At 42.4% G+C, this 13982-nt stretch carries 11 protein-coding genes; 3 read left to right on the top strand and 8 right to left on the bottom strand.

Annotation, left to right across the window (positions count from 1 at the left end; translation table 11 throughout):
• Window position 1 precedes the first annotated feature (1 nt).
• Both ACZ5QV_RS14790 and ACZ5QV_RS14785 read right to left on the bottom strand, forming a co-directional pair.
• The gene (locus ACZ5QV_RS14790; protein WP_464600528.1) at window positions 2–1507 is read right to left on the bottom strand and encodes an NACHT domain-containing protein; all 1506 of its coding nucleotides are present in this window, start codon (window positions 1505–1507) and stop codon (window positions 2–4) included.
• 377 nt (window positions 1508–1884) lie between these two features.
• Window positions 1885–3186 (bottom strand): phenylacetate--CoA ligase family protein, encoded by a 1302-nt coding sequence (locus ACZ5QV_RS14785; RefSeq protein WP_464600527.1) that lies wholly within the window; start codon window positions 3184–3186, stop codon window positions 1885–1887.
• 336 nt (window positions 3187–3522) lie between these two features.
• On the opposite strand from ACZ5QV_RS14785, the gene ACZ5QV_RS14780 reads away from it, so the two are divergent.
• Window positions 3523–3798 carry a DUF1294 domain-containing protein gene (locus tag ACZ5QV_RS14780; RefSeq protein WP_464600526.1) on the top strand — a complete coding sequence of 92 codons (276 nt, stop codon included), beginning with the start codon at window positions 3523–3525 and terminating at the stop codon, window positions 3796–3798.
• Between the two features lie 117 nt (window positions 3799–3915).
• Here ACZ5QV_RS14780 and ACZ5QV_RS14775 read toward each other — a convergent pair whose 3' ends face one another.
• From ACZ5QV_RS14775 to lysA, 4 genes are all read right to left on the bottom strand, one after another.
• Window positions 3916–4200 carry a ferritin family protein gene (locus ACZ5QV_RS14775; RefSeq protein ID WP_464600525.1) on the bottom strand — a complete coding sequence of 95 codons (285 nt, stop codon included), beginning with the start codon at window positions 4198–4200 and terminating at the stop codon, window positions 3916–3918.
• Window positions 4201–4398: 198 nt separating this feature from the next.
• Window positions 4399–5424, bottom strand: a complete 1026-nt coding sequence (locus ACZ5QV_RS14770; protein WP_464600524.1) for a HEAT repeat domain-containing protein — start codon at window positions 5422–5424, stop codon at window positions 4399–4401.
• 105 nt (window positions 5425–5529) lie between these two features.
• Window positions 5530–5829 (bottom strand): carboxymuconolactone decarboxylase family protein, encoded by a 300-nt coding sequence (locus ACZ5QV_RS14765; protein ID WP_464600523.1) that lies wholly within the window; start codon window positions 5827–5829, stop codon window positions 5530–5532.
• Between the two features lie 226 nt (window positions 5830–6055).
• Window positions 6056–7318, bottom strand: a complete 1263-nt coding sequence (lysA, locus tag ACZ5QV_RS14760) for a diaminopimelate decarboxylase (protein ID WP_464600522.1) — start codon at window positions 7316–7318, stop codon at window positions 6056–6058.
• A 197-nt stretch (window positions 7319–7515) separates the two neighbouring features.
• Between lysA and ACZ5QV_RS14755 the strand changes: the two genes are divergently transcribed.
• Complete coding sequence (locus ACZ5QV_RS14755; protein ID WP_464600267.1) at window positions 7516–9288, top strand: IS1634 family transposase; 1773 nt, start codon at window positions 7516–7518, stop codon at window positions 9286–9288.
• A 401-nt stretch (window positions 9289–9689) separates the two neighbouring features.
• On the top strand, window positions 9690–12458 hold the full coding sequence (locus ACZ5QV_RS14750; RefSeq protein WP_464600521.1) for a tetratricopeptide repeat protein: 2769 nt from the start codon (window positions 9690–9692) through the stop codon (window positions 12456–12458).
• 551 nt (window positions 12459–13009) lie between these two features.
• On the opposite strand, the gene ACZ5QV_RS14745 is transcribed toward ACZ5QV_RS14750, so the two are convergent.
• Both ACZ5QV_RS14745 and ACZ5QV_RS14740 read right to left on the bottom strand, forming a co-directional pair.
• Window positions 13010–13726, bottom strand: a complete 717-nt coding sequence (locus ACZ5QV_RS14745; protein ID WP_464600520.1) for a hypothetical protein — start codon at window positions 13724–13726, stop codon at window positions 13010–13012.
• A 44-nt stretch (window positions 13727–13770) separates the two neighbouring features.
• On the bottom strand, window positions 13771–13950 hold the full coding sequence (locus ACZ5QV_RS14740) for a hypothetical protein (RefSeq protein ID WP_464600519.1): 180 nt from the start codon (window positions 13948–13950) through the stop codon (window positions 13771–13773).
• Window positions 13951–13982: the final 32 nt, after the last annotated feature.

Below are 13982 nucleotides of genomic sequence, written 5' to 3'. Positions count from 1 at the left end.
GTCATCGTAAGAGAATTCCTGAACGAGGGGGTGGAGCCAGTACTTTCCATTGTGATCGGGTTTCGAGGAGGGATTTGTCGAGGAGAGTGTCAAGGGAATCAATGGGGGTGCTGTCTGTGAACATTATTTTGATGGCTTCGGGGAGTTCGGGCTGGCGGTAGACAGAGATTCTTTCCAGCAGCTCTTTTTCTCCGCCGACCAGTTTGTCGAAGAGGAACCTTGCTTTTTTGATGCGATCTTCCTGGTGCTTTCTGTAAAGACTGAGGTCTTTTAGTATGTTCTCTGCTGTATGTTTTTTTGCAAGACCCACAAGCAGTTTCAACGAGAAGGGGTGTCCATCCACACTTTCGACCAGAGATTCCAGTGTTTTGAGTTCGATTTTTTCGAGGCCGTTTGATCTCAGGTAGTTGACGGCAAAATCCGGTTTCAGGCCCTTTATCTCCTGCCGATTTTCGTCTTCGAGTTCATCGATCAGGTATTCTCCGTTGTCCAGCAACGGCGTAACCCGGCTGGTCAGGATTACCTTTGCTCTGTGGGTGTTGTCCCTGAGGGATGTGAAGAGCAGGCCAAGCCCCAGGTCTGTGAAATTTCGTTTTTCATCAACTATGTAACTCAGGTCGTCAAAAACCAGCCAGAGGGAGTTTCTTTTTCTCAGTTCCTCCGTAAGCCTGTTTATATCGGTTCTTCCGGCTCTTCTTATTCCTTTGAAGCTCATAATTTCAGGGGCGTCCAGATAGGCTGCAAGAGCTTCAAGCACATCTTCAAGGGTTGCATCCCTGTTATGATAAAAATTGAACCAGAAAGGCTCGGGGATGCCTGTAGGCCTGAAGTCGATCAGGACCCGCGCAAGGGTAGTTTTTCCGATACCTGCAATGCCGCTGAAAAGTAGAACTTTGTTTTCCTGAAGTCGGTTGAGGGAGTAAGAAATTTCTTCTGCCCTGTTTTCGGTGACAAATGTTATGAGATTATCAGAAAGCTCTGGAAGAGCAGAAGGGGTATAATTTCTTTGAACTTCCTGTATCAGTTCCTCTTTCCTCTTCCATTCCATATATTTCAGAACTTTGATCAGTTCTTCACCTTGAACGCCTTCCAGGTTCAGTATCAGGTTATTGTCTCCAAAAACAAGCTGCTTGACCAGGTCGATTTTGAGATTTATATTTACGATGATTTCTATTTCCCTGGCAAGGTCCGGGTTTTCCAGCAACAGTTTCAGGATTTCCTGCTGCAATTCTTCCTTTGCTTTCGGGTCTTCGGAATTTCCGGACGCCTTTGTGAGGGCTCTTTCCAGTGATTCACTCATTTTAGGGTTTAGCTTACCCAGCAGAGCCTTCACTCTTTTCCCGCTTTCGGAACCAAGCTTTTCAATTACTTTTTCGTAGGCCATTTCTTCAAGAATTTCTTTGCCTTTTTCAACTGCGGATTTTCCTGCAAGACTGAGGAAAGGCAGGGCTGGCAGAAGAACTTTAGTTGCCTGCTGAGCAATGGTTTCGAAAGTTGCCGGGTCCATAAAACTTCTCCAATTCTTTCTTGACATTGGTGGCAGGTAAAATAAGTTTTGTCATTTAAAAAGTTAAAAAGTGAAAGGTCCGGGTTTTTTTGCGATAAAATTCAAAGGTTGGTTGAAATTTCAAAGCTGCTACTTCTTTGCAGTCTTCAGGGAAAAGCCGTTCGCCTCCGGCGAACGGTGAGTGAACATGGGTGTTAAAACTCGATGGCTGCCCTGTTTTCTGAAAATGGGCAAACAAAAACAGCCCGGTTTCTGAGTAAAAATATCTCAAAAGTAATTGGTACTTCAGAAAATAAAAAATTCGAAAAAAGTAGGGGCAGGGAAAAATTCCCTGAATCGCTAAGTTACGTTACGTTAAGTAAAGTTAAAACTAAAGTTTACAGCTCCGCCCTTCTGTCAATAATCCTCTTTGCCTTTCCGCCGGTCCTTTCAATACTGCCTTTCTCAAGCAGTTCCACGTTCGTCCTGATGTTCAGGATGGCCTTGAGTTCTTTCTGGACGTGGTTCTGGATAGCTTTGAGGTCCCTGAGTTCCCCAGTAAAGGCGTTTTCTTCGAGTTCGACTTCCACGGTAAGTTCATCGAGCATGTGTTTGTTCCGGTCGAGGATGAGCTGGAAATGGTCTCCTACTTCCGGGATTTTTGCGATGACGTCCTGGATCTGGGAGGGGAAGACGTTGATTCCCCGGACGATCATCATATCATCGACCCGGCCCAGGAGGCGGGAGATCCGGGTTGTGGTCCGGCCGCAGGCGCAGTCGGATTCGAGCAGACGGGTCATGTCCCCGGTGCGGTAGCGGATGTTTGCGAAAGCTTCCTTATCAAGGGAGGTCAGGACAAGTTCACCTTTTTCCCCTTCGGACACCTGTTCCCCGTTTTTGTCCAGGACTTCCACAAGGAACTGGTCACTCCAGATGTGCAGTCCGTCCTGCTCCTTACACTCAAACGCGACCCCGGGCCCGAACATTTCTGAGAGCCCATAGCAGTCATAGGCCTTGAGGTTCAGCCGCTTTTCAAGCTGCTTGCGCGTGTTTTCCGACCAGGGTTCTCCCCCGAAGATGGCCGCTTTCAGGGAAAGTTTGTCTATAAGGCCCAGGTCCTCCGCGGTCTCGGCCAGGTAATAGGCATATGAAGGCGTACAGTGAACCGCTGTTACCCCGAAGTCGATCATCATCTCAAGCTGCCGGGCCGTGTTTCCGGTTGCAGCGGGCACGACCATGGCTCCCATTTTTTCAACCCCGTAGTGGAAACCCAGGCCCCCGGTAAAGAGCCCGTAGTTCATGGAGTTCTGAATAACGTCCTTCTTCGTAAGCCCGATCATAGTAAGGCTTCTGGCGATCAGGTTTGACCAGGTGTCAATGTCCTTTGCCGTGTAGCCGACAACCGTTGGTTTCCCGCTTGTCCCAGAGGAAGCATGGATCCGTACGATATCGTCATTGCTGGCAGCGAACATCCCGAAGGGGTAGTTGTCCCGAAGGTCGGTTTTGCGAGTATAGGGAAGCTTCCGGACATCTTCAAGAGTCTTGAGATCATCCGGCGTGACCCCCGCTTCCTCGAATTTCTGCCTGTAGAAGGGCACGTTCTCATAAGCAGTTTTAGTGCTCTTTTTAAGGCGTTTTAACTGCAGTTCTTTCACTTCGGCGTGACCCATTGTTTCGAATTTCGGCTGCCAGTAATTCATTATAAAGGACCTTCTTTTAGATTTTGTTATGTGTGGGTGGATTTCCCACATTATTTATTTGTTTATTTGTTTCGGTTCGTTATTTAGATCCGTGCCATGCCTCTGCGTGTCATGATATGCTCAAAGGCTTTGTTTTAGATGTGTGAAAATCGGAAAAATTATTCAGTAGAGTAATTCCTTTCCCCCATATAAATATTATTGAATTTAATGCGGGGTCGGGGAAAGAAGGAGTATTGAGAAGTACTCTGGAGGCCAGCTTTGTGTATGTAATGCTTTTCGAGACTTTGGAACTTGGAAATCGCAGCATTTAATTATTATTGAAAAGAAGTTATGTTCATGACAAGCAGAATTGTTTTCCTTATTCCCATCTTCTACGCCTGCGTCAATGCGCTTTCCTTCACCCTTTACGGCCTGGACAAGGTCAAAGCAAAAAGAGAACAGTGGCGAATTTCTGAAAAAACCCTTCTGATAGTCTCCTTTTTCGGGCCAGTCGGGGCCTGGCTCGGGATGCAGCAATTCAGGCACAAGACCCGGAAGCCGCTTTTCAGGTTTGCAGTCCCCTTCTTTATACTGCTTCACGTGCTCTTCGTGCTCCGGGCCAACCTTCAGTAAAAACAAAAAACGAAAAAATAGTTCCTGTTTTTCCTGCTTCCCAGGGTTCAGTATTTCAAAAAAATAAGGTTCCGGGGTTTTCAAAAAATCCCGGACACTCTCGATTTTAGGCCAAACTCATTTGGATAACTCTTCTTCCACCTCTTCGGCTCCGGCCTCAAGTTCCAGTCCCTGTTGCGGGTCGAACCTCAGAAGTAGAGCCTGAAACTCTCCGATGTGTGTCTTTTCTTCCTTTGCGATATCCAGTAGTATGGCTTTGATATCAGCATCCTTGGCCAGGCCTGCCATCTGTTCATAAAGGTTAATAGCATCCAGTTCGGCAATGATTCCGGCCCTCAGGATCTGTTTATCAATGTCTTCTTTCGATACGTTCTCAAGATTGATTGGAATTTTTGATAACAAATCATTTACCTCCCTTCTTTATATGGAAACACCCAATAATATAGATTTTCATCTCTTCCAACACATACTATTTTATTTTACAGTCCCTATTTTGAAGAAACTTGCAGGGAGGAGAAGGATATGTTCAAACATTTAAAGCCTGACTCAGCAATTCCAGTTTTAGTTGAAAACATATGTAAGCGACGGTTAAAATGGGAATTACGGTTCATCTGTCAGGTTGGTCAGGTCCTGCCATGCCCTTTCCTTATCCGGAGCGTGAGGAAAAGCAGATCCAAGGGCCCCGGCGGCCCATAGTCTCACATCCCTGTCTTTATCCGAGGCCAGTTTAATCAGGTCCTTCCAGGCCTGTTCTTTATCCGGCACATTAATAAACAAAGGGCCAAGGGCCCCGATTGCACTCATTCTCACGTAGTTGTCTTCTCTTCCGGTCAGTTTAATTAAGTCCTTCCAGGCCTGTTCTTTGTCCGGCACATTAATAAACAAAGGACCAAGGGCATCAGCTGCACTCATCCTCACAAACCTGTCCGAGGGGTCCTCTGCCAGTTTAATTAAGTCCTTCCAGGCCTGTGTTTTGTCCGGTACATGGGAAAAAACAGAACCAAGGACATCGGTTGCTCTCCGCTTTATATCCCAGTTTTCATCCGTGGTGAGCCTGTGTAAGGCCTTCCAGGCCTGCCCTTTGTCCGGGACATGAGGAAATACAGTGCCAAGGACATCGACCGCCCATCGCCTCACATCTCTGTCCTCATCTTCGATCAGTTTGTGCAGGTCTTCCCAGGCCTGCTCTTTGTCCGGCATTTGAGGAAAAGCAAAACCCAGGGTTTCGGCTGCCCGCCACCTTACATAATTGTCTTCACCTTCGGCTATCAGCCGGTGCAGGTCTTCCCAGGCCTGTCCTTTGTCCGGCATGTGAGGAAAAGCAGAAGCAAGGTCTCCTGAAGCCCGCTGTCTCACATACCTGTCTGAGGGGTCCCCGGCCAATTTAATCAGGTCCTTCCAGGCCTGTTCCCTGTCCGGGACGTTATAAAATACAGAAATCAGGACACCTGCCGACTCCCACCTAACATCCCTATTTTCGTCTTCGGTTAGCCTGTGCAGGTCATCCCAGGCCTTTTCTTTATCAGGGAAGTATAAAAAATTGAATTTGAATTGCCCCAGTGCCAGGATACGCTCTTCCGGGGAATCACTGAGACACTGGTTATGAATTTTCTCCTGGTCTACCAACACAAACACCACATATTTAGATAGAAACTTCCAAATATTATTATAAGAACTTATGAATTTATGTAAAGATAAAATAATAAAAGCATTAATGTTATGATTAACAAATTATAAAATATCTTTTAAGGCGTTTGAGGCTGTGTAAACACTTCCTACCCCGCAAATGTACTGGGTGATCTTGATAGCTTCCATCACATCCTCTTTTGTGGCCCCTTCCTGTAAGGCCTGCATTGCAAGGACCTTTACTCCTTCCGCTGCTCCTTTAGATGCGTCCAGCGCCATTGCGATCAGGAACTTATACTTCAAAGGAATACTGCCTTCCGCAAGCGCCATTTTGCGGGTATCTTCGAGGAGCTTGAAAAATTCTGGGTCCGTATTATTAATAATTTGCAGGGGATCTTCTGGCATTGTGTTATCTCCGATTGGCTATGTATTCTGAAGTATTTACGTTTTTTTTAATGTTTGAATTTGAAGTAAGTTTAGATAACACCTGAATAAATTTAAACCATTCGAAAATAAATAACCTTTTCTTCTGGTGCCTGCCTCAAATAAAGATCACAACTACCCCCGCTAAAGTAAAGAAGCTTTCTGCCTTTCTAATTAATAAGAAAAAGAAAAAAGGGCCGAAGCCCATTTAATTAAAGTCTTTCAAGCCTTCAAAATCCAGGGTTGCGAAATAGTCCTCGATGGTTTCGGCTCGTCGGATCATGACAACGCTTCCGTCCTCCCGGAGCAGAAGCTCGGCCGAGCGGAGTTTTCCGTTGTAGTTAAAGCCCATGGCATGCCCGTGGGCCCCGGAGTCATGGATGGCGAGGACGTCCCCGACCTCGATTTCCGGAAGTTCTCTGTTTATTGCAAATTTGTCGTTGTTTTCGCAGAGGGACCCTGTTACGTCGTATGTGTGGTCGAGAGCTTCTTTTTCCTTCCCGAGGACCGTTATGTGATGGTAGGCCCCATAAAGGCCCGGCCGCATGAGGTCTGCCATGCAGGAATCCAGGCCCACGTAGTCTTTGTAGGTGTGCTTGAGGTGCCTGACCTGGGAGACAAGATAACCGTAGGGCCCGGTAATAACTCTTCCGCATTCAAGGAATACGGAGACCTGGTCGAGCCCACTTGCCCCGATTGTCTCGTCATAGGCTGCTTTTGCGCCTTTTACGATTACGTCATAGGGGACAGGTTCCTGCTCGGGCCTGTAGGGAATCCCGATTCCCCCGCCGAGGTTGACGAAGTCGAACTTTATGCCGAGCTCTTTTGAAATCTCCACGATCAGCTCGAAAAGGAGCCTTGCAGTCTCCACGAAGTACTTCGGGTCAAGCTCGTTCGAGGCGACCATGGTGTGCATCCCGAAACGTTTTACGCCCTTTTCTTTAAGAATTCTGTAGCCCTCGAAGAGCTGCTCCCGGGTAAAGCCGTATTTAGCTTCCTCGGGAGTTCCGATAAGTGCGTTTCCTTCCTTGAGGGGGCCGGGGTTGTACCTGAAGCAGACGATTTCCGGAAGGCCGGCGTGTTTTTCGAGGTAATCGATGTGGCTGATATCGTCCAGGTTAATGTAGGCCCCAAGCTTTTTTGCCTTCACGAACTCTTCCGCCGGGGTATCGTTTGAGCTGAACATGATATCCTCCCCCGTTATCCCGGCCTTTTCCGCAAGGAGCAGTTCAGGCAGGGAACTACAGTCGGCTCCGAAACCCTCTTCCTTGAGGAGTTTGAGAATATAGGGATTCGGGAGGGCCTTTACGGCAAAGAATTCTTTGAAACCGGGAACATCCTGGAAAGCCTCCTTCAACCGACGCGCGTTTTCCCTGATGGCCTTTTCATCGTAGATGTGAAAGGGGGTGGGATATTTATCCATTATTTTAAGGATTTCTTCTTTTGTGAACGGGAGTTCTTTTGAAACCATTATTCTAACCCTTGTTATTGTGTGAATTGAATTGTGAGGATCTAAGGAATTCAATAGCTATTATGATATTCTCGTATTTCGACCCCACCCTTCAATAAAACATAATTTCTTTTTTAAATAAGTATTTTGAGCTCCCCTTCATAACAATTTATTAAATAAGAAACGATTTTTATAAAACGTGATTGATATATATTCACATGATGAATAAATCACTTCCACTTCTTAATAAAATACAAGCGATATCTTCTATGGAAGTGGACTACAACTGTAATAACATTTCAAAACACTTGAATGCAAATGAATTTCCACAGACAAAAACGACCCCATTTACAGTTATGGCCTCCAAAAATTATTTGGATAAAATGAATTTTGAATCCATTATCAATGACAATATTCGATGGGATCAAGATCAGTGGAGAATTTCTCCAGGAACACTTGCATTGAGTATAGTGTTAACTCCTTTTTTTCGAACAGATAAACGATATCCTTTGTGCAGTGTCGAAGAAATTGTTGAATTCATGGATTCTAAACTCGTTTTTGGTAAGGAATATCCCAATTTTTACTTCAATGATGATTGTTTAGGCTTGCTGTTGGATCGAATTCACGAAGCAGGGTGTTCTAGCCTTTTCAGCATGATTGTATTGCAAACTTTTGTAAAATTCAAAATTCCTTTTGATAATGTATTTCATGCGGATACTACTTCCCACGTTTGCTATGGGGATTATAAGGCATGTGAACAGGAAAATTATGAAGGCCTGAAAGTCACTTACGGCCATAGCAAAGCTCATCGTTCTGATAAAAAACAAATAATGAGTGGTATGATCACAGATTCTTCAGGATTTCCTCTTTATACAGAAGCACTTGATGGAAATACTGCTGACATTGTTTGGATCCCAAATGCAATACGCAATTTTAGAAAATTCTTTGGTAAAATGTGTGATGAATCAATATTCATAGCAGATTGTAAGCTGATCAGTAAAAACAATTTTAAAATTCTTTATGATAAAACAAATCCAATCACTTTTATTTCCAGGTGTCCAGAAAAATTCAGTGCAAGACTTGCAGAAAAGACAATAAATGAAGCTTATTCTCAGAATAAATGGAAATACATAGGGGCCTGCTGTGAAGATGAAGAATCAAAAAGAGCAATGGAGTATGAAGCACAGAGTTTTAATAAAATTGCTCATGAAAAAGAGTGTCGTGTGATTGTTTATAGGGACATCGGTGACAATGAAAAGATAGTTTATGAGATTAAAAAACAAAGGGAAATAATTGAAGCAGATATAAAGAAGAATTTTAAAGACCCTTATTCCTGTGAACCAGATGCACAGAAAGAAATTGATGAGTTCATTAAAAAATATAAAAACTCATTATTCAATATCAAATTCGAAATCCAGGAAGAAACAATTATAAAAAGACCAAGGGGAAGGCCATCAAAGAGTCAAGAAATATTTGAAATCATCAGTAAATTCCATGTAAAACTCAAAAGCCTTGAACAAAACAAAGAAAAAGTGGAAAAACGCAAGCGATCATTGGAAACGGTAGTACTGATTACAAATGTTCTACCCAAAACAAAAAATGATAAAAAAATCTTTCAGTTATATAAAGGTCAATATGTCGTTGAGACTAATTTTGAAGAATTGAAAAAACCTTCTATGTTTTACAGTATATTTCTGAAAAAACCAGAGCGTATTGAAGCATTGCTGATGCTGCTGCATGTTTCCTTGTTAGTAAGGGTACTTATGAGGATTATTGCAAGAAATAATTTGAAAACCGAAAAAGACCCTCTTCGTATCGATTTTGGCAGGAATATCCTGAAAAATCCTACCGCTGAAAAATTATTGAGGTTACTTTCCTTTCATAATGTTATCACTATGGGTGGGAAACATATAGTTTTTGCAAAAAACGGTAAAGTCGATCACTTGCAAAAGTTGCTACGGCTATTGGGATTGAATCTTGAACCTGGATGATCTTATTAAATCAAAAGGGATAAAAGGTTAAACCTAAGTAAACTTGTAGCGGTAGCTATACGTTTTTTGCTGACAATTTGGTTAATGAAGGACGAAAATATAACTATTTTGATAAGTTGAACTACTGGATTAACCAGAAAGTATGGTTATTGGATCAATATTAAGTGGAAAAATCAAGGGTGGGTCGAAATGTAAGATATTAAGATTTTCGGACTCATTTTCGATTAACCGGAGACCTCCGATCGGTAAATCAAATTATCAGTGATAGGTATCACTGAAAAGTGATAGCTATATTAAGTTATCAGTGATAACTCGATCCAGAAAATTCAAAAACAGTAAAATAGGCCTGCTTATAACATACTTACAGTTTTTAATTTTTAAGCATACTTGGAGGGATAAGGGTGGCAGTTTGTCCTATAAATTTTGATGAAATAGTGGAATGTCCATTTGTTGACAGGAAAGAATTCATAGAAGCTTTTGAAAACGCCTTCCAGAACATAAGCCAAAAGAATTACAGCATCCTTGTCTATTATGGCGTTGCCGGAATCGGAAAAACCAGCCTTCGAAAGGAACTTCCAGTCCTGCTCGAAAAACACAACGAATCGGACCGGCACAGGAGAGTTATATGGACTTCAATAGACTTCGCCACCGAACAGTACAGGCAACCTTACAAATTCCTCGAAGTCCTCTCCAGTCAACTGCGCCAGGAATACGGCATCAAATTCAACTCTTTTGACATTGCCCTTGCCACCTACTGGAAAAAAATCAACCCCCACGTTCCTCTGGTAAAAGCAAACTACTCTGAAGACAGCATTGTCCGCGATGTGCTGGACATCTGCGATGAATTTGTCCCAGCCAACCTGATACCAAATGTGCTTAATCTTGCCAGAGATTTACCTGAACGTTATCAGAAATGGTCCCTGAAACGCAAAAAAGAGATTTCCAGGCTTCCCAATCTTGAACCGGCAGACATCGATGAACTTCTCCCCGTTTACTGGGCCTATGACCTTGCTGACCACCTGCAGAACTGTTCAGAATCCGCAGTCATTTTCATTGACACCTATGAAGCACTCTGGGAAAAAGAACGAGATAAGGGAAGTTTTAATGACCGCGATAAGTGGCTCAGAAAACTTGTTGAAAATATACAAAAATCCTGTATGTGGGTAATCTGTGGAAGGGAAGCTCTCCGTTGGGAAGAAGTTGATGAAGATTGGAATAATCATCTTAACCAGCGTAAAATTGGAAAACTGCCAGAAAAAGATGCCATCAATCTGTTAGAACAGTGTGGAATCACTGAAAAAGACATCCAGAAAGTACTCATTAAAAGCAGCGAAGGCGTACCATATTACCTTGAACTTTCCATCGACACCTACAGAAAAATAAAGAAAAAAAAGCAACCCGCTCCGGAAGACTTTGCAAAGGTTCCGGATGGTATTTTCTGCAGGTTCGTCAAATACCTTGACCGGGAAGAAAAAGCGACACTGATAGTCTTATCAGGCCCCAGATACTGGGACCGTGAACTATTCGAAACCCTGGTCGATAAATTTAAAACCGAATACCCTGCGACCTGTTTTTCAGAATTGCATGGCTTTTCTTTCATAACCGTTGACGATAAAGGAAAATGTTCCATGCACCAGCTTATGAGAAAAAGCTTGCAGGAATATCAGGAAAGACAAAACCCATCTATTCAAAAAAAAGTTCACATATTTATGTTTAAATATTACAGCGAAAAACTAAGAGAAATTGATATAAAGCAGATAACTAACGAGAATGAAAAAGCTTTAATTGAGGCTTTTTATCACGGGAAAGTGATCTTTGAGAATAAGGAACTGGAACTTTTTAACTGGTACAAAGAAAAAGTTGAAATTTTCTTCAAAGCTGGGTTATGGAAATTTATTTTGCCATTACATTACGAAGTTTTGAAAATGTTAGAAACAAAATTAGGTAAAGGTCACCCAGAATTCAGAAATTGTCTTATAAATCTTGCACAATTGCATCATAGAGTTGGCCAATATAAAGAAGCAAAAGAGCTCTATGAACGTTCACTTAAGCTTTTTGAACATGACGTTTCTGTTGATAAAAAGGAGTTATCTATAACTTTGAACAATTTAGCAGTTCTCTATAAAGATATGGGAATGTACAGAGAAGCATTGAACAATTATGAACGAGCACTTGAGCTTCATAAAGAAGTCTTTGGTGCCAATCACTCTAGTATTGCCATAACACTGAATAACACGGGAGAACTTTATCGAATAATAGGGGAATATGAAAAGGCGTTGGAGGTGCATCAATGCGCTTTACAAATGCGTATAAAAAATTTAGGAGTTGATCATCCAAGTGTTGCAATAAGTTTTAACAATATGGCTCTGGTTTACATAAATAAAAGAGAGTATGAAAAGGCATTACCTTTACTAAAAAGTGCCTTAGAAATTACCAAAAAAAACTTGGGCCCTAATCACTACAATATTGCAAGTTATTTGAATAATTTGGGTGAAGTATACCATCACTTAGGTAGGTACGAAGAAGCACTTAATGCGTATCAACGTGCCGAGGAAATTTGTGAAGACGTCTTAAGTTCCAACGACATTTCTTTTGCAAAAATATTTAACAGTATGGCCTCTACATATCAAGATATAGGAGAGCACAAAAAAAGTATCGAGTTGTATCAACGCAGCTTAAATATTCTCGAAAGTAATTTTGGAAATATCCATCCATATTTTGCGACCACATTAAGCAACATGGCATCTGTTTATCAAGATGAAGAAAAATTTGAAAAGGCATTATCTTTTTTGCAGCAAGCAATCAATATTTATAAGCTTACTTTGGAAAGTGAACATCCTGATATTGCAAATTCTTACGTTGGACTTGCACTCATTTATTTAAAAATGGGCAAATATCACGATGCATTAAATCCATTCAAGACAGCTCTAGAGATATACAAAAAAGCTTTTGGACCCAATCACGTTGAAGTCGCAACAATTCTTAAAAATTTGGCTGGAGTCTATGAAATGATGGGTAAATATGATGATGCGTTGCCCCTATATGAAAATGCACTAGCTATTTTTGAAAAGAACATACTAAATGATTTTTATATTATAGAAACAGCAAATGATATTGAGAGAATACATCAAAAGTTGATTGATGAAGAAAGATCGATCAATAATGTATAATATATGACAAAGAAATAGCTATCTTTTTATTATGCCGATTACGGCTCTGTCGATTCCTTTAGGAATGGTGAAAATATAACTTCAGATTTTCAGTTCGGGAATTGCTCTATACTCGTAAAGGTTGTGTTTTTGTGAGAGGTGGTGTTTGGTGTGGGCATTCAAACCACGGAACACATTGAATAAGAACGGCCGGCAGAGGTAATTAAGGTTGCTCTGGCGTTTTGTTCACAATGGATTTTGAATCGATCCGACCTTCCGCAGAAGTCCACAAAAATGCCACATCTTTTCTCAATACGGCCATGGCTTAAAAATCAACTCGCCATAATATTGAAGATATTGGACAAATCGGTAAATTAATTATACATTTGTGTACATCTGCGAAAAGTGAGATCGATTATTTAAAGTCCGGCGTACTCACCGGCCGGCAGGCCGGTTTTCGTGCCCTTCCGTGTGTTCCATGGTTAAAGAATCGTAAACAAAAATACTTGATATTATATTTGAATCATTCCTTAGGAAACTTGCTTTTTTACTATTCAATAATCTGAAGGTTCTCATAAGGAAGCATAGTTTTCTAGCACCGCCTTTGCCATGTCCATACCCCCGTATCCAAGGCCCGCAAGGTCCAGTAAGACCTGAGAAGGAGCCACAACCCTTATTCCTTCGATCTCTCTGGAATCTTTAAAAACGTCCCTGTCAGGAACATAAAGGTAGACCTTTACCCCTTTACCTCTGGCCTCCTCCGCAGCTCCGGCCCCGCCAAAACTTTCCCTGAAAAAATTGAGTTCAGCCTCATTCAGGTAAAGATAGACCGCATCGTGCCTAACAGCATAACCGGTGTAAAGCCCTCCGGCTGTGTAAGTGGTAAAAGCGAATTTGATATTCTGCTTATTCAGTATATGAGAAATCTCCTTAGCCGCCTCTGTCGCATCCCCGTAATCGCTGATAAGTTCTCCGGTCTGAAGGTTTCTGAAAGGCCTCTCCCAGGCAAGCCCGTTCAATAATTTATTCACGTCCGAGATTCTCACATAATTTCCTTTCTTTGTGATAACTCCCTGCTCGATTAAAGCCCGAACCGTCGCATGGGCCCAGCCGTAAGATACATTTTCAAGAAGAGACAGCTGCCTGATGGAAGTCATTTTCTCCTTTAGCAGGCGGGATATTACCCTCCAGGCCTTTTCCGAACTGATTTTTACCTTCCTCTTCTGCACCCCCACATCGAAAGGCCCGAGCTTAAAAGAAGGTGGGAGCTGGACCAGTTTAATATTCAACTCTTTTGCCAGGTCCTCTTCCCCCGGCGGAATTACCTTTGCAGCTATAACCGGATAAAATCCGGGATTTCTTTTTCTTCCCTTTCTCCTTTGAGCAGCTCCTTTATTAGGGCAAACCGGGACATGCTTTCAACTGTAAGCCGGTTTTTTATCTCGATAAAGTATGTCCTGTCCCCGTCTTTTAGCACAAGGTCCACCTGAAAAGGAAGTCGCTTATCAACCACAAACTTCTCCCTTTCTACCTTCGTACTCTCAA

Source organism: Methanosarcina baltica, from assembly GCF_055394095.1.
Note: the sequence above shows the minus strand (reverse complement) of the source record. Positions and strands in the feature narration are given on the sequence as shown.

Coding starts and splice junctions, on each gene's coding strand:
- lysA (WP_464600522.1), bottom strand. CDS start 7,318: ATGGTTTCAAAAGAACTCCCGTTCACAAAAGAAGAAATCCTTAAAATA.
- ACZ5QV_RS14765 (WP_464600523.1), bottom strand. CDS start 5,829: ATGCCAGAAGATCCCCTGCAAATTATTAATAATACGGACCCAGAATTT.
- ACZ5QV_RS14785 (WP_464600527.1), bottom strand. CDS start 3,186: ATGAATTACTGGCAGCCGAAATTCGAAACAATGGGTCACGCCGAAGTG.
- ACZ5QV_RS14790 (WP_464600528.1), bottom strand. CDS start 1,507: ATGGACCCGGCAACTTTCGAAACCATTGCTCAGCAGGCAACTAAAGTT.
- ACZ5QV_RS14780 (WP_464600526.1), top strand. CDS start 3,523: ATGACAAGCAGAATTGTTTTCCTTATTCCCATCTTCTACGCCTGCGTC.
- ACZ5QV_RS14755 (WP_464600267.1), top strand. CDS start 7,516: ATGATGAATAAATCACTTCCACTTCTTAATAAAATACAAGCGATATCT.